The sequence below is a fragment of the Pseudomonas sp. DG56-2 genome (assembly GCF_004803755.1).
Lineage (GTDB): Bacteria > Pseudomonadota > Gammaproteobacteria > Pseudomonadales > Pseudomonadaceae > Aquipseudomonas > Aquipseudomonas auratipiscis.
In genome coordinates, this window is the sequence record NZ_CP032311.1 from 4327889 (window position 1) to 4345489 (window position 17601).

General features: G+C 59.5%; 18 protein-coding genes. 7 read left to right on the forward strand and 11 right to left on the reverse strand.

Features of this window, described 5'->3' with window-relative positions; all coding sequences use genetic code 11:
• Positions 1–48 precede the first annotated feature (48 nt).
• Positions 49–1230 carry a YbfB/YjiJ family MFS transporter gene (locus D3Z90_RS19790; protein WP_136477620.1) on the forward strand — a complete coding sequence of 394 codons (1182 nt, stop codon included), beginning with the start codon at positions 49–51 and terminating at the stop codon, positions 1228–1230.
• Here D3Z90_RS19790 and D3Z90_RS19795 read toward each other — a convergent pair.
• Together D3Z90_RS19795 and D3Z90_RS19800 are read right to left on the reverse strand one after the other, a co-directional pair.
• A complete protein-coding gene (locus tag D3Z90_RS19795) occupies positions 1181–2107 on the reverse strand; it encodes a DMT family transporter (protein WP_136477621.1) in 927 nt (308 codons plus the stop codon). The two genes, D3Z90_RS19790 and D3Z90_RS19795, sit on opposite strands and share 50 nt — an antisense overlap.
• 105 nt (positions 2108–2212) lie before the next feature.
• A complete protein-coding gene (locus D3Z90_RS19800) occupies positions 2213–2605 on the reverse strand; it encodes a transcriptional regulator (RefSeq protein WP_136477622.1) in 393 nt (130 codons plus the stop codon).
• A gap of 119 nt (positions 2606–2724) precedes the next feature.
• Here D3Z90_RS19800 and D3Z90_RS19805 point away from each other — a divergent pair, with 119 nt between their 5' ends.
• Complete coding sequence (locus D3Z90_RS19805; RefSeq protein ID WP_136477623.1) at positions 2725–2994, forward strand: hypothetical protein; 270 nt, start codon at positions 2725–2727, stop codon at positions 2992–2994.
• Positions 2995–3102: 108 nt separating this feature from the next.
• Here the strand turns inward: D3Z90_RS19805 and D3Z90_RS19810 are convergent, their stop codons facing one another.
• Positions 3103–4428 (reverse strand): DEAD/DEAH box helicase, encoded by a 1326-nt coding sequence (locus tag D3Z90_RS19810; RefSeq protein WP_136477624.1) that lies wholly within the window; start codon positions 4426–4428, stop codon positions 3103–3105.
• A 141-nt stretch (positions 4429–4569) separates the two neighbouring features.
• Here D3Z90_RS19810 and D3Z90_RS19815 point away from each other — a divergent pair, with 141 nt between their 5' ends.
• Positions 4570–5871 carry a mechanosensitive ion channel family protein gene (locus D3Z90_RS19815; protein ID WP_136477625.1) on the forward strand — a complete coding sequence of 434 codons (1302 nt, stop codon included), beginning with the start codon at positions 4570–4572 and terminating at the stop codon, positions 5869–5871.
• On the opposite strand, the gene D3Z90_RS19820 is transcribed toward D3Z90_RS19815, so the two are convergent.
• The 3 genes from D3Z90_RS19820 to D3Z90_RS19835 all read right to left on the reverse strand — a co-directional run bounded on the left by D3Z90_RS19820 (position 5812) and on the right by D3Z90_RS19835 (position 8396).
• Positions 5812–6690, reverse strand: coding sequence for a carboxylate/amino acid/amine transporter (locus D3Z90_RS19820; RefSeq protein WP_136477626.1), 879 nt, complete (start codon positions 6688–6690; stop codon positions 5812–5814). The genes D3Z90_RS19815 and D3Z90_RS19820 overlap by 60 nt on opposite strands.
• Before the next feature lie 647 nt (positions 6691–7337).
• On the reverse strand, positions 7338–7937 hold the full coding sequence (locus D3Z90_RS19830; protein ID WP_136477627.1) for an FMN-dependent NADH-azoreductase: 600 nt from the start codon (positions 7935–7937) through the stop codon (positions 7338–7340).
• A 144-nt stretch (positions 7938–8081) separates the two neighbouring features.
• Positions 8082–8396 carry a 3-phosphoglycerate kinase gene (locus D3Z90_RS19835; RefSeq protein WP_136477628.1) on the reverse strand — a complete coding sequence of 105 codons (315 nt, stop codon included), beginning with the start codon at positions 8394–8396 and terminating at the stop codon, positions 8082–8084.
• 49 nt (positions 8397–8445) lie between these two features.
• Between D3Z90_RS19835 and D3Z90_RS19840 the strand changes: the two genes are divergently transcribed.
• The 4 genes from D3Z90_RS19840 to D3Z90_RS19855 all read left to right on the forward strand — a co-directional run bounded on the left by D3Z90_RS19840 (position 8446) and on the right by D3Z90_RS19855 (position 12643).
• The gene (locus D3Z90_RS19840) at positions 8446–9369 is read left to right on the forward strand and encodes a LysR family transcriptional regulator (protein ID WP_136477629.1); all 924 of its coding nucleotides are present in this window, start codon (positions 8446–8448) and stop codon (positions 9367–9369) included.
• Between the two features lie 14 nt (positions 9370–9383).
• Complete coding sequence (locus D3Z90_RS19845) at positions 9384–10196, forward strand: alpha/beta fold hydrolase (protein ID WP_136477630.1); 813 nt, start codon at positions 9384–9386, stop codon at positions 10194–10196.
• Positions 10190–10747, forward strand: coding sequence for a peptidylprolyl isomerase (locus tag D3Z90_RS19850; RefSeq protein WP_136477631.1), 558 nt, complete (start codon positions 10190–10192; stop codon positions 10745–10747). Before D3Z90_RS19845 ends, D3Z90_RS19850 begins: the two co-directional genes overlap by 7 nt.
• Positions 10748–10810: 63 nt before the next feature.
• A complete protein-coding gene (locus D3Z90_RS19855) occupies positions 10811–12643 on the forward strand; it encodes an ABC transporter ATP-binding protein (protein WP_136477632.1) in 1833 nt (610 codons plus the stop codon).
• Positions 12644–12670: 27 nt separating this feature from the next.
• Here D3Z90_RS19855 and D3Z90_RS19860 read toward each other — a convergent pair whose 3' ends face one another.
• From D3Z90_RS19860 to D3Z90_RS19880, 5 genes are all read right to left on the reverse strand, one after another.
• Positions 12671–13798 (reverse strand): GNAT family N-acetyltransferase, encoded by a 1128-nt coding sequence (locus tag D3Z90_RS19860; RefSeq protein WP_136477633.1) that lies wholly within the window; start codon positions 13796–13798, stop codon positions 12671–12673.
• An 84-nt stretch (positions 13799–13882) separates the two neighbouring features.
• Positions 13883–15196, reverse strand: coding sequence for an OprO/OprP family phosphate-selective porin (locus tag D3Z90_RS19865; RefSeq protein WP_136477634.1), 1314 nt, complete (start codon positions 15194–15196; stop codon positions 13883–13885).
• Positions 15197–15394: 198 nt separating this feature from the next.
• A complete protein-coding gene (locus D3Z90_RS19870; RefSeq protein ID WP_136477635.1) occupies positions 15395–15634 on the reverse strand; it encodes an anti-sigma factor in 240 nt (79 codons plus the stop codon).
• On the reverse strand, positions 15628–16239 hold the full coding sequence (locus tag D3Z90_RS19875; RefSeq protein WP_136477636.1) for an RNA polymerase sigma factor: 612 nt from the start codon (positions 16237–16239) through the stop codon (positions 15628–15630). Before D3Z90_RS19875 ends, D3Z90_RS19870 begins: the two co-directional genes overlap by 7 nt.
• 60 nt (positions 16240–16299) lie before the next feature.
• Complete coding sequence (locus tag D3Z90_RS19880) at positions 16300–17421, reverse strand: beta-ketoacyl-ACP synthase III (protein ID WP_136477637.1); 1122 nt, start codon at positions 17419–17421, stop codon at positions 16300–16302.
• Positions 17422–17601 lie beyond the last annotated feature (180 nt).

The window sequence follows — 17601 nt, forward strand, 5'->3', positions numbered from 1 at the left end:
ATCACCCTTAGCCTGACGGTCATTGCAGCCCCTTTGAGGAACTCGACCATGTCTGCACATAGCCGCCTGCTCGCCAGTGCCGTGGCCCTGATGATGGCCATGGGTATCGGCCGCTTCGCCCTCACCCCGCAATTACCGCACTTGATTGGCGAAGGCCAGATCACCCTGACCGCCGCCGGCCTGATTGCCGCCGCCAATTACCTGGGCTACTTCTTAGGTGCACTGGATGCAATGTTCGCCCGCCGCCCCCGTCAAGTGAGTGCTCGCCTTCAGGGTGGCTTGTGGCTGTGTGTGCTGTTGACCCTGGCCTCGTTCTGGGCCAACGGTTTCTGCAGCCATTTGGTGCTGCGTTTCGGCACGGGCGTGGCCAGTGCCTGGGTACTGGTGATGCTCACCACACTCAGCCAGCAAGTGGCCGCCGCCAGTAATCGGCCCAGGCTCGGTGCCTTGGTGTTTGCCGGGCCGGGGCTGGGCATCGCGCTCACCGGCCTGCTGGCGCTGCTTGCCAACCGTTACGGGCTGGGCGCCGCTTCGCTGTGGCTGGTCTACGCTAGTGCTGCGCTGGCAATGTTGCTGGCAGTGGTGCCTTTTCTGCCCCGACCACAAGCCGCACCGGCGCCCAGTGCCTTTCAAGCAGCGCAAGAGCCGACCCACGGGATCACACGCCTGGGCCTGATCTATGCGCTTTACGGCATCGGCTACATCATCCCAGCCACGTTCATGTCGCAAATGGCCAGCGCCCGCCTGCACGGGCATTGGTTGGCAGATCTATTCTGGCCGGGGTTCGGTCTGTCGGCGGCGTTGGGGGTGGTGCTGACAAGCTTGCGCCGACCAGGTTGGGGCAGTACATCACGCTGGTTGATGGCCACGCTCTGGCTACAAGCCGCGGGTGTGTTCGCCTGCCTGCTGGGCAACGGCCTGGGACTGGCCATGGGCGTATTGCTCTGTGGCACGCCGTTTCTAGCGTGCATGTTGCTGGTAATGCAGCGCCTGCGCGAACTGTCGCCCCAGGGCTACCAGCGCAACACCGGCCTTCTGACCGCCTGTTTCGCGCTAGGCCAACTCAGCGGCCCGCTGCTAGCTGCGCTGAGCCATCAGTTCGCCGCGAGCCTGCAGCCCGCGCTGATTATCGCGGGCTGCGGCCTGCTGCTGGCTGGCGCGCTGCTCTGGCGAGTGCAACCTACCCCAGCAGGCTACGCAAACGTCGGCGCACCCACTGCTCAGCACTGACCATGGTGACCCCCAGCAAAACCATCACGGCACCAAGCACGAAATTCAGGCTCAGAGGCTCGCCCAGAAGCACCACACCAAAGGTCACCCCGAACAACGGAGTGATAAAGGAAAACACCGCCAGGTTCGACGCCAGATAGCGCCGTAACAACCAGAACCAGGTCAGGTAGCTGAAGAACGACACGATCAACCCTTGGAACAGCAAGCTACCAATCGACAGCGGCGTGAAATGAACATCGGTGACCTGTCCACTCAGGACGGCGATAAGCAACAGACCAACGAAACCCACTGCCAACTGATAGAACAAGGTCAGCGTCGCAGGCGCCTCGGACAACCGCGAAGCACGCACCACTACAGTGGTTGCCCCCCAGGCCAGGCCTGCCAGCACACCAAACGCGTCGCCCAGGAGCATCCGGCTGTCCATGTCCGACAGCGAAACACCACCGGCGAAGGCATAGGCGATGCCGGCAAAGGCCAAGACAATGCCCAACCATTGCAACGGTCGCAGCCGTTCACTGGGCAACAGCAGGTGCAAGCCCAGGGCGGTAAAGACTGGCGCGGTATAAAGAAACACTGACATGTGCGCCGCCGAGGTCAGTTTCAGACCTTCGGCGATGAACAAAAACTCCACCCCAAACAGCGCGCCCGCCAACAGCCCGCCTCGCCAGGTGTGCGCAACCTGTTCCCAGCCGCCACGAAAACAGATCAACAGCCCCACCAGCACCGCTGCCATGCCGGAACGCAGGGCTTGCTGCATGACCGGCGCGATATCCGGTGCGGCCATCTTGATCATCACCTGCTGAATGCCCCAGATCAGGCACAGCACCAGCATTATTTGCAGAGCAAAGGCATCGGTATTACGGCGGGTGGCGCTCATTGCGGGCACCCGCTATCGGCGAAGGGCATGGCAGACTCTCGGCAGCTGTGGATCCAACGCCAATTATCAGCGGCCCACGGTCTTCATTACCAGCCTTGTATGCACTCAGGCAATTTGCGCTTTCGACGCCAATGCGTCGAAGGTCGCTTCATCCAGTGCATCCTCCTGCTGATCGAGCACCTCACGTGGGTGATCGTTGCCCGGAATACTGCTGTCGATCAGGCTGAGCAGGCATGAGCCACGAGCGGTGAGGACAAAGTTCTCGCCATTGCCCCCCTCTTCCTCAGGACGGCTTTCGATATAGCCGCGCTCAAACAGCAACTTTTCATACTCACAGGCGCGTGTCTTCAGATGATCCAGATCACCCGACATCTGGCCCTTGGCGGCCAGGTCCGCTGCATGCTGCTCAGCGTAGGGACGCGGCGTAAAGCTGTGACCGGCACCGTTCTGCACTTCGTGCAACAAACGTTCGATCAAGTCCCAGTCGTAGTTACTCATCGGCATGGCCTCACTCAAGGATGTGTATGGTTGTGACCGACACCAACGGCAGCGGTTCGACTGAACTTTGCGCGCACTCTGGCGCTCAACCACACAACCATGCCAAGGGAGCTGTGCCGATGAAAACCCTGTTGAACATTGCCGCCGCCGCTAGCCTGTTGCTGGCCCTGCCCAGTTGGGCATGCACACTTGAAGAAGCCACGCAAAAGCGTGAGGAATTGGCCAAGGAGGTTACCCGACTGACGGAGCAGAATCCGCAGAAGGCCAAAGAAATCAATGACGAGCTGCAAGGCATGAAGCTGGACAGCGCCAGCAAGGACCTGCCGGACAAATGCCAACTGATCGACAAGCGGCTGCAAGAGCTGAGATCGGCAGAGAAGAAGGTGTGAAGCCGTAATGTGTGCAGGCGTCGGCGGTGCCGGCGAGCGCCCGATGTACGCGATGCCCGGCTATACCGGGCATCGCCAGCAAGGCTGACGCCTGCCTGAGGCCCGCCTTTACTCGGCAGCCGGTGCCGGCTTGCGACGCTTCAACGGCGCCAGGCCATCAGCGCTTGCCAGTGGTGCATTCGGCTTTGGCTTGGCGGTCGGCTTGCGCTTGGCTACCACCTTCTTGTCACCTTTTTTGTCGGTCTTTTTCTTCTTCACGCCCGCGGCTTTGCCCGACGCCTTGACCTTTTTCGGTCCGCTGTAGGTGCCTTTGACTTCCTTGATGACTCGACGCTCGAAGCTCTGTTTCAGGTAGCGCTCGATGCTCGACATCAGGTTCCAGTCGCCATGACAGATCAGCGACACCGCCAGACCTTCGTTACCGGCACGGCCGGTACGACCGATACGGTGCACGTACTCGTCGCCGCTGCGTGGCATGTCGAAGTTGATGACCAGATCCAGACCGTCCACGTCCAGACCACGGGCCGCCACATCAGTGGCTACCAGCACCTTGGCGCCGCCCTGCTTCAGGCGTTCGATGGCCAGCTTGCGATCTTTCTGGTCTTTGTCGCCGTGCAGGACGAAAGCCTTGATGTCCTTGGCTACCAGGTGGCCGTAGATACGGTCGGCCATGACCCGGGTATTGGTAAAGATGATCGCCTTTTGATAGGTCTCGTTGGCCAGCAGCCATTGGACGATCTGTTCTTTGTGCTGGTTGTGGTCGGCAGTGATGATTTGCTGACGGGTGCCGTCGTTGAGCTGGCTGACAGTGTTGAGCATCAGGTGCTCGGGGTCCTTGAGCACTTTGCCGATCATATCGCGCAAGCCCGCACCACCAGTGGTGGCGGAGAACAGCAGGGTTTGCTCACGGTTCGGGCACTCGCCGCACAGGCGCTCGACGTCTTCGGCGAAGCCCATGTCGAGCATGCGGTCGGCTTCGTCAAGAATCACTACCTGCACATGCTCAAGCTTGAGGTTGCCGGCATTCAGTTGCTCGAGCATGCGGCCTGGGGTGCCGACCAGAATATCCGGCACCTTGCGCAGCATTGCAGCCTGCTCCTTGAAATCTTCACCACCGGTGATCATGCCGGCCTTGATGAAGGTGAACTGGGCAAAACGCTCAATTTCCTTGAGGGTCTGCTGAGCCAACTCACGGGTTGGCAGCAACACCAGGGCGCGGATCTCGACACGTTTTTGTTTCAGGTCAACCAGACGGTTGAGCACAGGCAGTACAAATGCAGCAGTCTTGCCACTACCGGTTTTCGCCGTTACGCGCAGGTCACGTCCCTGCAAGGCCAGGGGAATAGCGGCCGCCTGCACGGGAGTCGGCTCTACGAAGTTCAATGCAGCAACGGCTTTGAGCAGGCGTTCGTGCAGGGCGAATTGGGAAAACACGGGTGTACCTCGGGCATGAGCAGAAATTCAGCCGTATAGGGTAACGTTTTCCAGCGCCTACGCCGAATTTCTTTTGGCATTGATGCACCTTTCCGGGCTCTAATAACCCTTCATTTTCTATTCGGACACGTCAACTACCGCATGGCTATTGAACAGTTCTGGCAAAACGCCCTCGATCTCTGGGGCACTCTCGATCAACACCCCGTGCTGCATGCAGGCCTTGGACTGACCATTTTGCTGGTCATCGCCCTGGTTCTGGGACGAGTGGCACGCTTTCTGATTCTTCACGCCGTCAAGCTGCTGGGCCGACAACCGGCCCTGCATTGGATGCACGACCTGCTGCACAACAAGGTTTTCCACCGTTTGGCGCAAATGACCCCGTCACTGGTTGTGCAATTCGGGCTCAAACTGGTGCCGGAGCTCAGCAGCACCAGCCAGCATTTCCTCGGCAACGTAGCACTGGCGTTCACCATCCTGTTCCTGGTGCTGGCGATCAGTGCACTGCTCGATGCCCTGCTGGACATCTACGCCCGCACTGAATATGCCCGCACGCGCTCGATCAAGGGCTACGTGCAACTGGCGAAGATGGTCCTGTTCATATTTGGCGCGATCGTCATTGTTGCCACCTTGATCGACCGCTCGCCGCTGCTGCTGCTGTCGGGCCTGGGTGCAATGTCGGCGGTGATCCTGTTGGTGTACAAGGACACCTTGCTGTCGTTCGTCGCCAGCGTGCAACTGACCAGCAACGACATGCTGCGCGTCGGCGACTGGATCGAAATGCCGCAGGTCGGTGCCGACGGCGACGTGGTGGATATGACCCTGCATACCGTCAAGGTGCAGAACTTCGACAAGACCATCGTCTCCATCCCCACCTGGCGCTTGATGTCCGAGTCGTTCAAGAACTGGCGCGGCATGCAGCAGTCCGGCGGCCGACGTATCAAGCGCAGCCTGTTCATCGACGCCGGCGGCGTGCGTTTCCTGAACAACGCCGAAGAAGAACGCCTGAGCCAGGTTCGGCTGTTGTCCGACTACATCACCCGCAAGCGTGCCGAACTCAAGGCCTGGAACGAAGCACAGGGCAATGTCGCCGAACTGTCGGCCAACCGTCGGCGCATGACCAATATCGGCACCTTCCGCGCCTACGCCCTGGCCTACCTGCAGAGCCACCCGGAAATCCAGCCGAACATGACCTGCATGGTCCGCCAAATGGCCACCACCGCCCAGGGCGTGCCGCTGGAAATCTACTGCTTCACCCGCACCACCGCATGGGCTGACTACGAGCGCATCCAGGGCGACATCTTCGACTACCTGTTGGCAGTGATGCCGGAATTCGGCCTGAGCCTGTACCAGCAACCTAGCGGCAACGACCTGCGTGCCGGCCTGTTACCGTCTTCCCAACCCAGCCTGCAACGGACGCTGAGTGCCGAGACGGCCGAGCCATAGGGACGCCAGAATCACCGCCCCGCCGATGAACAACCTGCCCAGGGGCTCGTGCTGATTCCAGATCAGCAAGTTGAGCAGCAGCCCCACCGGTACGTGCAGGTTGTTCATCACTGCCAGGGTCGCGCCGGAAACCAGACACGCGCCCTTGTTCCACCAGTACAAGCCCAATGCCGTCGGGCACAGACCCAAAAACAGCAGCACCAGCCATTGCACGTCGGTGCTTGGCAGGTGCTGGCTGTTGCCGAACGCCACAAACGCAGGCAGCACCACCAACAAGGCACCCAGGTAGAAGTAACCGAAACGCCGGTAATGCGGCAGGTCGCTGGGATTTCTAGCGATCAGGTGACGGTACAGTACCTGACCGGCGGCATAGGTGAAGTTGGCCAACTGCAGCAGCAAAAAGCCCATGAAAAAGTCCGGGCTGATCCGATCAAAACGAATCACCGCCGCGCCCGCCACGGCCACCAGAGCCGCCACCAGCGCCCAGGGATTGAAGCGACGGTTCAAAGCATCTTCAATCAGGGTCACATGCAGCGGTGTGAGAATGGTGAACAGCAGGACTTCCGGCACCGTAAGCACCCGGAAGCTCAAGTACAGACAAACATAGGTGATGCCGTATTGCAGCGCGCCAATCAACAGCATCGAGCGCATGAAGCGCGGCTCGACCTGACGCCAGCGAGTCAATGGCAAAAATACCAGTCCAGCCAGCACCACCCGCGCCAACACGGCGAAATAGCTATCAACGTGGCCAGCCAGGTACTCACCGATCAGACTAAAAGAAAACGCCTGGATCAGTGCAACGATCAATAAATAGCCCATGGGTGCCCCTTGCAGTAGAGGCGGCGACCTTAGCCGTTCGCGGTATCTGCGGCAACTGCCGGACAGCACACATAAAAAAGGGTCTTCAAGTAATCCCGGGGGCTATACCCCTCTGATTGGGGTGGGTGGGTGACCCGCTCTCCTCACGCTCTTGATCTTGTTGCACGTCAGCTCAGGCGCCGCAGAGTGCGACTTCAGAAGGCCGAGTGGAGGTGCCTGTAGGGGCGGTGCGCAGCACCTTCGGCGTTAGCCGAAGACGCGAGACGTAGACTTGGCGTAGCAAGTCGTAGGCCGCGTGGCCCTGGAAGGTGCCGTAGCGAGGGGACCCGAAGCGCAGCGTAGGGCCGTATGCAGGAGCGAGCGGTTTTGGTTCCTTTTGCCAAGACAAAAGGGACCCGCCGTAAGGGCGGAAGGGGCCAACAGCGGCGCCGCATTGAATGGATAAGCCCCCAATCAAATCCCAGCCCAGCCCAGCCCAGCCCAGCCCAGCCCAGCCCAGCCCAGCCCAGCCCAGCCCAGCCCAGCCCAGCCCAGCCCCAAGATAATACTCCTGGGGATTGCGTAAAGAACCACAAAAAAGCCCGGTCATTGACCGGGCAGGTACACCCAAAGGAGCAACAGGTGTCAGGCGGGAAAATTCAGTTCGATCAGGCCACTGCAGCCAGCTGGGCCTTGGCCTGATTCAGGCCTTTCTCGTGGAAGTCCCCCCCCAGGTTCAGGCCCTCGGCGTGAATGAAGGTCACATCGTGAATACCGATAAACGCCATCACCTGACGCAGGTATGGTTCCTGATGATCGCTCGTGGCTCCGGCATGGATACCGCCCCGGGCAGTGAGAACGTAAGCCTTTTTACCGGTGAGCAGGCCCTGGGGACCGGTCTCGGTGTATTTGAAGGTAACGCCAGCGCGCAGCACGTGGTCCAGCCAAGCCTTCAAGGTGCTCGGAATGGTGAAGTTGTACATCGGTGCTGCCAGCACCAGCACATCGGCGGCCAACACTTCGTCGGTCAACTCGTTGGAGCGAGCCAGCGCTTGCAGTTCATCTGCGTTACGTTGGTCCTCAGGCTTCATCCAGCCGCCCAACAGGTTGGCATCCAGATGCGGCACCGGATTCACGGCCAGGTCGCGCAGGGCGACCTGGTCGGCCGGATGGACAGCTTGCCACTGGCTGACAAAATCAGCGGTCAGTTGCCGGGAGATCGAGCCCTGCTGGCGGGCGCTGCTTTCGATAACGAGTACACGGGACATGGGTTGCCTCCATCGGCGAATGCGGTAAGTCAATGGAGGTAAGATTATTCAGTAACCGATCGATTAAAAAGCGTAAAATCTGGGTGCAATCTATCAGTTAATTTGTTTTATTGTGCCTGTGCACTACCCTCATTCACAGCAAGGCTATTGCGGTTTGCAACTGAGGTCGATGCGCAACTTGATGATCTTGCGGTTGAATTTGGCGGTGACGTCCTTGCTCTGCTTGGCTTCCACCAGCACCCGGCGCACCCGCGGAGCCTCCGGGCCGTTGCGAAAACGCACCGTGCATTGGGCGGCAACGTCGCCGTAGTTGTTCAAGGTCATCGAGCCCATGTCGTAGTCGGTGTCATAGGTGTTGTAGTCGAGTTTGACGCCCTCGAGATTCTTTTCTACCTCGATTGGGTATGCCATCGCGGTGAGTGGAAGCAGGGCCAGCAATACAGCACAACATTTCTTCATACGACGCTCTCCATGAAAGAGCGCCAGCTTAGGACAACAGGAGCCGAAGATGAAAGCGCCACGCGTTACCCTGGATCAGTGGCGAACCCTGCAAGCGGTGGTCGACCACGGTGGCTTTGCCCAGGCGGCCGAAGCGCTGCATCGCTCGCAATCGTCCGTGAGCTACACCGTCGCACGCATGCAGGATCAACTAGGGGTGCCGCTGCTGCGTATCGATGGTCGCAAAGCTGTGCTGACCGAGGCTGGAAATGTGCTGCTGCGCCGGTCCCGGCAACTGGTCAAGCAGGCCAGCCAGCTGGAAGATCTTGCCCATCACATGGAACAAGGCTGGGAAGCCGAAGTCCGTCTGGTCGTGGATGCTGCCTATCCCAATGCCCGCCTGGTCCGTGCCTTGAGCGCCTTCATGCCGCAAAGCCGTGGCTGTCGTGTACGTCTGCGCGAGGAAGTACTGTCGGGCGTTGAAGAAGTGCTGCATGAGGGCATCGCTGACCTTGCCATCAGCGGCTTCAATATTTCCGGCTACCTGGGCACTGAACTCAGTTCAGTGGAGTTCGTCGCTGTCGCCCACCCCGAGCACAGCCTGCACCGTCTGGGTCGTGAACTGAGCTTCCAGGACCTGGAAAGCCAACTGCAAGTGGTCATCCGTGATTCGGGTCGGGCGCAACCGCGCGATGTCGGCTGGCTCGGCGCTGAACAGCGCTGGACCGTCGGTAGCCTGGCGACCGCCTCGACATTCGTCAGCAGTGGCTTGGGCTTTGCCTGGCTACCCCGTCACTTGATCGAACGCGAGTTGCGCGAAGGCGTGCTCAAACCGCTGCCACTGGATCAGGGTGGCAGTCGCCATCCACTGTTCTACCTTTACTCCAACAAGGACAAACCCTTGGGCCCGGCCACGCAGATTCTCATCGATTTGCTGCGCAATTTCGATACCGCGCCACTGGACGTGCCCTTCGCCGCCCCCGCCCAAGCCTGACAGGAATCACGCCCATGGCCTATTTCGAACACGAAGGTTGCTCGCTGCACTACGAGGAATACGGCCAGGGCGAGCCACTGGTATTGCTGCACGGCTTGGGTTCCAGCTGCCAGGATTGGGAAATGCAGGTGCCCGCGCTTGCTCGCCATTACCGGGTGATCCTGATGGACATCCGTGGCCATGGCCGCTCCGACAAACCGCGCGAACGCTACAGCATCGCCAGTTTCAGCGCCGACCTGCTGGCCCTGCTCGAGCAACTGCAGACCGGCCCGGTGCATCTGGTGGGGCTGTCCATGGGCGGTATGGTCGGCTTTCAATTCGCCGTTGATCACCCTGAGTCGCTGCGCAGCCTGTGCATCGTCAACAGCGCACCGGAGGTCAAGCGTCGTAGCCGCCAGGACTGGATCTGGTGGGCCAAGCGCTGGACCCTGGCCCGGATGCTCAGCCTTGAAACGATTGGCAAAGGCCTGGCGGCGCGACTATTCCCCAAACCGGAGCAGGCGGACCTGCGCCGCAAGATGGCCCAGCGCTGGGCGACGAACGACAAGCGTGCCTATCTGGCCAGCTTCGATGCCATTGTCGGTTGGGGCGTCAGCGAACGCCTGGGGCAGATCCGCTGTCCTACCCTGGTCATAAGCGCTGACCAGGATTACACCCCGGTACTCCTCAAGGAGCGTTATGTGCGCCTGATACCTCAGGCGCGACTGGCGGTCATCGAAGATTCCCGGCACGCTACGCCGCTGGATCAACCCCATGTATTCAATCAGACGCTGCTGCAATTTCTGGCAGCGTCGACCACCCCTCAAGGAACATTGAGCCCATGCTGAAAAAACTCCTGCTCGCCACCTGCTCGGTCGTCTTCGCCACCAGCCTGATGGCGGCCGATAAAGCGCCCCATGTACTGCTCGACACCAGCTTTGGCCAGATTGAAGTAGAACTGGATCCGGTCAAGGCGCCCATCAGCAGCAAGAACTTTCTGGAGTACGTGGACAGCGGCTTCTACAACAACACCATCTTCCACCGGGTGATTCCGGGCTTCATGGTCCAGGGGGGTGGCTTCACCGAGCAGATGTCGCAGAAGGAAACCAAGTCGCCGATCAGGAACGAAGCCAGCAACGGTCTGCACAACACACGCGGCACCTTGTCGATGGCCCGCACATCGAACCCGAACTCGGCTACCAGCCAGTTTTTCATCAACGTAGCCGACAACGCCTTCCTCGATCCGGGCCGTGATGCCGGTTACGCAGTTTTCGCCAAAGTGGTCAAAGGCATGGATGTGGTCGATCAGATCGTCAACTCACCAACCACCGTCAAGCGCGGTATGCGTGATGTGCCGGTCGATCCGGTATTCATCAAGTCGGCCAAGCGTATCGACTGACCCCGAGCCTCACAGGGACGTGAGCCAAGGCCTGCGGGTCTATGAACAGGAGTTAAGGTTTTCATGCTGTTCCGCCGTTTTGAAAGGCTGATCGATATATTTCGTGAAGCACCCAGCGCTGCGCCACCCAGTACAGTGCTGCCCTTCTACCTGTACTACCTGCGCCAGGTATGGCCCAGTTTTGCAGCGCTGTTGGTGGTTGGCCTGATCGGTGCGCTGATCGAAGTGGCGCTGTTCAGTTACCTGAGTCGAATCATCGATCTGACCCAGGGCACTCCCAACGTCAACTTCTTCAGCGAGCATGCCAACGAGCTGATCTGGATGCTGGTGGTAGCTCTTCTTCTGCGGCCAGTGTTCGTCGGTCTGCACGATCTGTTGGTGCACCAGACCATCAGCCCCGGCATGACCAGCATGATCCGCTGGCAAAACCACACGTATGTGCTCAAGCAGAGCCTTAACTTCTTCCAGAGCGATTTTGCCGGTCGTATTGCCCAGCGCATCATGCAGACCGGCAACTCCCTTCGCGACTCCGCCGTACAAGCGGTTGATGCCCTGTGGCATGTATTGATCTATGCCATCAGCTCGCTGGTGCTGTTTGCGGAGGCGGACTGGCGCTTGATGCTGCCACTGATAAGCTGGATCGCCTGCTATATCGGCGCGCTCTACTATTTCGTACCCAGGGTCAAAGCCCGCGCCGTGATTTCTTCAGATGCGCGCTCCAAACTGATGGGCCGCATCGTCGACGGCTACACCAACATCGCCACGCTCAAACTCTTTGCCCACACTGACTTCGAACAACAATACGCGCGCGAGGCGATCAGCGAACAGACCGAAAAAACCCAACTGGCTGCCCGCGTGGTTACCAGCATGGATGTGGTCATCACCAGCCTCAATGGTCTGTTGATCGTTACCACCACGGGGCTTGCCCTGTGGCTGTGGACACAGTCACTGATCACGGTCGGCGCCATTGCCCTGGCCACTGGCCTGGTCATTCGAATCGTCAACATGTCGGGTTGGATCATGTGGGTGGTCAACGGCATCTTCGAAAATATCGGCATGGTCCAAGATGGCTTGCAGACCATCGCCCAGCCGGTAAGCGTGACCGACAAACCCGGCGCTCCAGCGCTCAAAGTCGAACGCGGCGCAGTCAAGTTCGAGAATGTCGGATTCCACTATGGCAAAGGCCATCGAATTATCGACGACCTGAGCCTGGACATCCGCCCCGGGGAAAAAATCGGTCTGATCGGCCCGTCCGGTGCCGGCAAGTCGACCTTGGTCAATCTGCTGCTACGCCTGTACGACCTTGATAACGGACGGATCCTGATCGACGGCCAGGACATTGCCCAAGTGTCCCAGGCCAGCCTGCGTGCCCAGATCGGCATGATCACCCAGGACACCTCACTGCTGCACCGCTCGATCCGCGAGAACCTGTTGTACGGGCGCCCGGATGCCAGCGAAGAAGAACTCTGGGAAGCCGTGCGCCGCGCCCGTGCCGATGAGTTCATACCGCAATTATCCGATGCCCAGGGGCGTACGGGATTCGATGCACACGTGGGTGAGCGAGGGGTTAAACTCTCCGGCGGCCAGCGTCAGCGCATTGCGATCGCCAGGGTATTGCTCAAAAACGCGCCGATTCTGATCATGGACGAAGCCACGTCAGCGCTGGACTCGGAAGTCGAAGCCGCCATCCAGGAAAGCCTCGAGACGCTGATGCAGGGCAAGACGGTGATCGCCATTGCCCACCGTCTTTCGACCATCGCCCGCATGGACCGCCTGGTCGTGCTGGAAAAAGGCCGCATCGCCGAGATGGGCAGCCATACCGAGCTGCTGGCGCACCAAGGCTTGTATGCACGCCTGTGGCATCACCAGACCGGAGGGTTTGTCGGGATCGATTGAATCGCCTGCACAACAACTGCTCTCCTGCTATCCAGCCCGCCGATAAGGCAGCGCCGTGCGTGCCTCTTCGGCATAGGCCAGCACCTCTGCCTGCTCCTGGTGGAGAAACGCCTCCACGGCGCGGCGCAACCCCGGGTGCAACAAGTAATGCCATGAGCGGGTAATCACAGGCTCGAACCCACGGATCAGCTTATGCTCGCCTTGCGCCCCCGCATCAAAGCGCTGCAAGCCTTCAGCAATGGCAAAGTCCATGCCCTGGTAGAAGCAGGTCTCGAAATGCAACCGGTCAAACTCATCAAGACACCCCCAGTAACGACCGTAGAGACTGTCGCCGCCTACCAGGCTGAAAGCCATGGCTACATCACGCCCTGCCTGACGGGCCATGACCACACGAATCGCTGCAGGCATACGCTCGGCCAGCAAACTGAAGAATGACCGGGTCAGGTACGGCGCACGACGACGCACTGCATAGGTGTTGGCGTAACAGGCAAAAACAAAATCCCACTGCGCTTCACTCAGTTCATCGCCCCGGTACCAGCGAAACTCGATGCCCTGCCCCGCAACCTGCTCACGCTCCTTGCGCATCTGTTTGCGCTTGCGTGAACTAAGGTTGTCGAGAAAATCCTGAAAGTCGCGGTAACCCTGGTTGCGCCAGTGAAACTGGCACCCCAGGCGTTCCATCCATCCTTCGCGGCCGTGCATCACCGCGTCACCCATATCGTCGGTAAAGTTGATATGCGCACCGGACAACCCCAACCCAGGCAAATCTTCGGCAAGCTGCTCCACAAGTTCAGCCGCCACGCTGGGATCGCCAAGCAGGCGTGGGCCACATACGGGCGAGAACGGCACGGCGCACAGCAGTTTCGGGTAATAGGCAATGCCCGCCCGCTCACAGGCATCTGCCCAGCCGTGATCGAACACGTACTCACCGAAAGAGTGAGACTTCACATAGCACGGCATAGCGGCCTGCAGGTGGCCAGAAGCATCGGCAAACACCCGATGGACCGGTATCCAGCCCGTGTGCTTACTGACACTGCCGCTGTCCTCCAGGCTGCTCAGGAAAGCGTGACGCAAAAAAGGCTGTTCGCCCGGCACCAGGGTATCCCAGGTGGCAGGTGTGAGCTCGGCAAGCTGTGACAGGATATGGATAGGCATTGCTGCAGTCTGCCTCGTCACACCGACGAAAAAAAGCCCCGCGTGTGCGGGGCTGAAGATCTAACGGATAAGGAGCGGTGCTGCTTAGAACACGTATTGCGCGCGCATTACGAAACCGTCGCCACTGTCGTCGCCGGCAGCGTTCTGAGCGTTGTCGACTTTGGCTTTGACATAGACGCCGCTGAGCTTGATCGACTCGTTGGCGTACCAGTTCAGGCCCACGTTGTGCACCTTGGCTTCGACATCGCCAATGTCGGCAAATGCGCCGTTGTCATCATCGACGCTCAGGTGGTCATAGCGGTAAAACAGCTCCCAGGCACCGATCTGCTTGTTCGACGGCTTGATCGCGTCGAACTTGCCAAGCTTGTAGCCACGCGCTTCACCGGTGAGGGTGTAAGCCAATTGACCGTAGTAGCCTTCAGACTTGATGTCGCTGAACGCATCGTCGTCGGCCTGGGTGTCACGCTTGATGTATTCACCCTGTACCGAGAATGGGCCCATGGCCCATGCAGCTTCCAGGTTCCAGGCCTTGTCGGTGTCGAATGCACCGGCCGGGGTGTTGTTGGCGCCACCCAGCACCAGGCGATTGCCGTTGCTGCCAGCATCCTGTCCACCATCGGTACTCACACCGCGCATGCCCAGGCGGCTGCGGATACGACCATCAAAGGCGGTGTCGGAAAGGTCGCGCTGAGCGTAGTTGATACCGAAGTGCAGGACGTTGCCGGCTTCGTGCATCGGCGCGAAGACACCGCGCAGGTTGAACTGCTTGGTGCTGTCACCATCCTCGTCCTGGTTGGTGGCGTCCTTGGCGAATACACCTACCGAACCGTACAGCGAGTCACCGGCGTTACCGGATGCCTGCAGGCCCATACCGCCGTTGTGCGCGTTGGCCCAGTCGACCAGATCATAAGCAGCGGTACGCTCCTGGGCGGTTACCCACTTGGAGCTGGTGGCTTTTTCCAGACCGAACTCGGGGTCGAAACGACCCACCTTGATCGAAACTGGCTTGAAGCCGTTGTAGGCCAACGAGGCTTCGTCGAAGTAGCCGTCTTCGGAACGGTTGTCGCCGCCGGAGTTGTGCGAGAAGTCGTAAGCAATCTGGTAGGCCCAGTCGGTGTACAACACACCGCCCAGTTCCAGGTAGGCGCGACGGAAGTAACCGGCGTCGGCAGTGTTGCCGTTGTTGGTGTAGAAACCGTCAAAACGGCTGTAGTCAGCCTGGATTCGACCGCCCAGCTTGAAGCTGAATTCCTTGTCGGTGGTAGCGACCTCGAGGCCACCTTTGGTCTTGACTACGATATCGGCGCCGTCGGTAGTCACGGTACCCGCGAAAGCCTGGGCGGTAACGGCCATTGCCAAGGCGCTGGCTGCGAAACCTGCGAAGTGCTTACGGATCATCGAAGAAGCTCCCCTACTTTATGGTCTTGATAATGTTGGAAAAACACGCGGCTTGGGCCACTTGTGCTGGGGAGGAATCTTGGCGGGGAGGTGTGTCAGATCAGTGGCTTTTATATAAATCTTTTATGACAGGGGAACTTTTTACTTCGAATGCGAATAAGCCGAAAAGCCCCATTGCAGAGCCTTCCAGCAGGGTTTTCAGGGAGCCTCGTGAGGTGGCTGCGCTTTCGTCATCCGCTGGACGATTTCATCAACATCGTCTACCGGCGCCTCCGGCATAGCCTTGATCGTCGCTTGGGTCACCCGCATCTGCCTGAGGAATCGCCGGCAGTTCCGGCAAAACAGCAGGTGCTGACGAGCCAGCAGCTTTTCACCGAGGCTGAGTTGCCCGTCGAGGTAGTCGCTTGAGCAGGCGACCAGTTCCTTGCAACTCAGCATTGGCCCGTCTCCTCGAAGTGTTCCAAAGTGGCAAAGACCTTCAACCTTGCCCGGTGCAGCAGGACGCGAACATTGGAGAGCGAGATACCAAGAAGGTTACAAATTTCTTCGAGTTCCAGCCCCTGACGTTCGCGCAGGATCAGAACGCTACTTTGCAACTGCGACAGACTGAGCAGGGTGTGTTCCAGGCATTCACGCAGTTCATCCTGACTGAGCAGTGCTTCCGGAGAGTCTTCGTGCCACGAGGAAGGCGCCGCCAACCAATGACCATCGCTGGCGAAGCGTGCGTCGCCGATAGTGCCATGCGGGGAAGGCAAGTCATCGAGCAGCACCTCGCGGCGATTTTGTTTGTATCGGTTTTTGGCCGCGTTTGCGGTGATGGTCAGCAACCAGGTTTTCAGACTGGAACGCCGCTGGAAACCTGGCAGGCCACGCACCACGGCCAGCCAGGCATCCAGCACCGCTTCATCGGCCTGACGGCTGCCTAGAATGGCATAGGCCACGGCGCGCATGGCGCCCTGATACGTTGTTACCAGCTCCTTGAATGCCTGTTGATCGGCGAGCAACAGGCGCTCAAGCAAGCGTGCTTCATTATCGGCCGACATCGCCACCTCATTCTGGACGTGCGCAATTGACGTCGAAACGTGCGGCTTGTTACATCAGACTCAGCGCTTGCGCAGAATCACGCTGCCGATCGAGTAGCCAGCACCGAAGGAACTGAGCACACCCAGGGATCCTTTAGCCAAGTCATCCTGGTACTTGTGCAACGCAATTACTGAACCTGCCGAGCTGGTGTTCGCGTAGGTGTCGAGAATCACCGGTGCTTCTTCTTCCTGCGCTTCGCGGCCGAGCAGGCGCTTGACGATCAGGTGGTTCATGCTCAGATTGGCCTGGTGCAGCCAGAAACGTTTGACGTCATTCACGTCGATGGCGTTTTCCGCCAGATGCTGAGCGATCAGTTCAGCGACCATCGGACAGACCTCACGGAACACCTTGCGGCCTTCCTGGACAAACAGTTTGTCCGGGGAATCGATGCCCTCTTCGGCAGCGCGATTGAGGAAGCCGAAGTTGTTGCGGATATTGTTGGAAAACTGCGTCAGCAGTTTGGTGCTGACAATATCGAACTGGTGCGCAGAGGTTGCCAGGTCGGCGCGTTCCACCAACACCGCAGTCGCCGCATCACCAAAGATGAAGTGGCTGTCACGGTCGCGGAAGTTCAGGTGACCCGTGCAGATCTCCGGACTGATGACCAGTACCGCACGAGCCTGGCCCAACTGCACGCTGTTACAGGCAGTCTGAATACCAAAAGTGGCCGAGGAGCAGGCGACGTTCATGTCGAAGCCAAAGCCGTTGATACCCAGAGCTTGCTGCACTTCGATGGCAACGGCCGGATACGGGCGCTGCAAGTTGGAGCAGGCAACGATCACCGCGTCGACATCGGCAGCGCTGCGGCCGGCGCGTTGCAATGCCTGTTCGGCTGCTTTTACAGCCATTTCGCAGAGGATCGACGGCTCTTCGTTGGAGCGTTCCGGCAAGCGTGGCTTCATGCGCTGGGGATCGAGAATCCCTGCCTTGTCCATGACAAAACGGCTCTTGATACCCGAGGCCTTTTCGATGAACGCGGCGTCGGATGGAGCCAGCGCCTGCACTTCACCGCGTTCGATGGCTTGAGCATTGTCAGCGTTGAACTGCTGCACATAGGCGTTGAAAGACTCCACCAGCTCTTCGTTGGAAATGCTGTTGGCCGGGGTGTACAGGCCGGTGCCGCTGATGACGACGTTATGCACGGTCGTTCCTCTGTTCAGGGGCCGATGCCTGACGGGCACCGGCCTGTTCAATTCGCTTGGCTGGCACTAACGTACCAACTCTTGCACATAATTATCCCGGCACGCGGGACCGCTGCAGGGCACCACATTCAGTAAGCGCTGCTGCCGGCAACAATGGCACGGCAGCGGCGAATATCGGCC

Excerpts from the sequence above, each read along its gene's own strand:
- D3Z90_RS19840 (WP_136477629.1), top strand. The coding sequence starts at position 8,446 with ATGAAAGCGCCACGCGTTACCCTGGATCAGTGGCGAACCCTGCAAGCG.
- D3Z90_RS19820 (WP_136477626.1), bottom strand. The coding sequence starts at position 6,690 with ATGGGCTATTTATTGATCGTTGCACTGATCCAGGCGTTTTCTTTTAGT.
- D3Z90_RS19865 (WP_136477634.1), bottom strand. The coding sequence starts at position 15,196 with ATGATCCGTAAGCACTTCGCAGGTTTCGCAGCCAGCGCCTTGGCAATG.
- D3Z90_RS19870 (WP_136477635.1), bottom strand. The coding sequence starts at position 15,634 with ATGCTGAGTTGCAAGGAACTGGTCGCCTGCTCAAGCGACTACCTCGAC.
- D3Z90_RS19860 (WP_136477633.1), bottom strand. The coding sequence starts at position 13,798 with ATGCCTATCCATATCCTGTCACAGCTTGCCGAGCTCACACCTGCCACC.
- D3Z90_RS19855 (WP_136477632.1), top strand. The coding sequence starts at position 10,811 with ATGCTGTTCCGCCGTTTTGAAAGGCTGATCGATATATTTCGTGAAGCA.
- D3Z90_RS19845 (WP_136477630.1), top strand. The coding sequence starts at position 9,384 with ATGGCCTATTTCGAACACGAAGGTTGCTCGCTGCACTACGAGGAATAC.
- D3Z90_RS19815 (WP_136477625.1), top strand. The coding sequence starts at position 4,570 with ATGGCTATTGAACAGTTCTGGCAAAACGCCCTCGATCTCTGGGGCACT.
- D3Z90_RS19875 (WP_136477636.1), bottom strand. The coding sequence starts at position 16,239 with ATGTCGGCCGATAATGAAGCACGCTTGCTTGAGCGCCTGTTGCTCGCC.
- D3Z90_RS19795 (WP_136477621.1), bottom strand. The coding sequence starts at position 2,107 with ATGAGCGCCACCCGCCGTAATACCGATGCCTTTGCTCTGCAAATAATG.
- D3Z90_RS19850 (WP_136477631.1), top strand. The coding sequence starts at position 10,190 with ATGCTGAAAAAACTCCTGCTCGCCACCTGCTCGGTCGTCTTCGCCACC.
- D3Z90_RS19830 (WP_136477627.1), bottom strand. The coding sequence starts at position 7,937 with ATGTCCCGTGTACTCGTTATCGAAAGCAGCGCCCGCCAGCAGGGCTCG.
- D3Z90_RS19790 (WP_136477620.1), top strand. The coding sequence starts at position 49 with ATGTCTGCACATAGCCGCCTGCTCGCCAGTGCCGTGGCCCTGATGATG.
- D3Z90_RS19805 (WP_136477623.1), top strand. The coding sequence starts at position 2,725 with ATGAAAACCCTGTTGAACATTGCCGCCGCCGCTAGCCTGTTGCTGGCC.
- D3Z90_RS19835 (WP_136477628.1), bottom strand. The coding sequence starts at position 8,396 with ATGAAGAAATGTTGTGCTGTATTGCTGGCCCTGCTTCCACTCACCGCG.
- D3Z90_RS19800 (WP_136477622.1), bottom strand. The coding sequence starts at position 2,605 with ATGAGTAACTACGACTGGGACTTGATCGAACGTTTGTTGCACGAAGTG.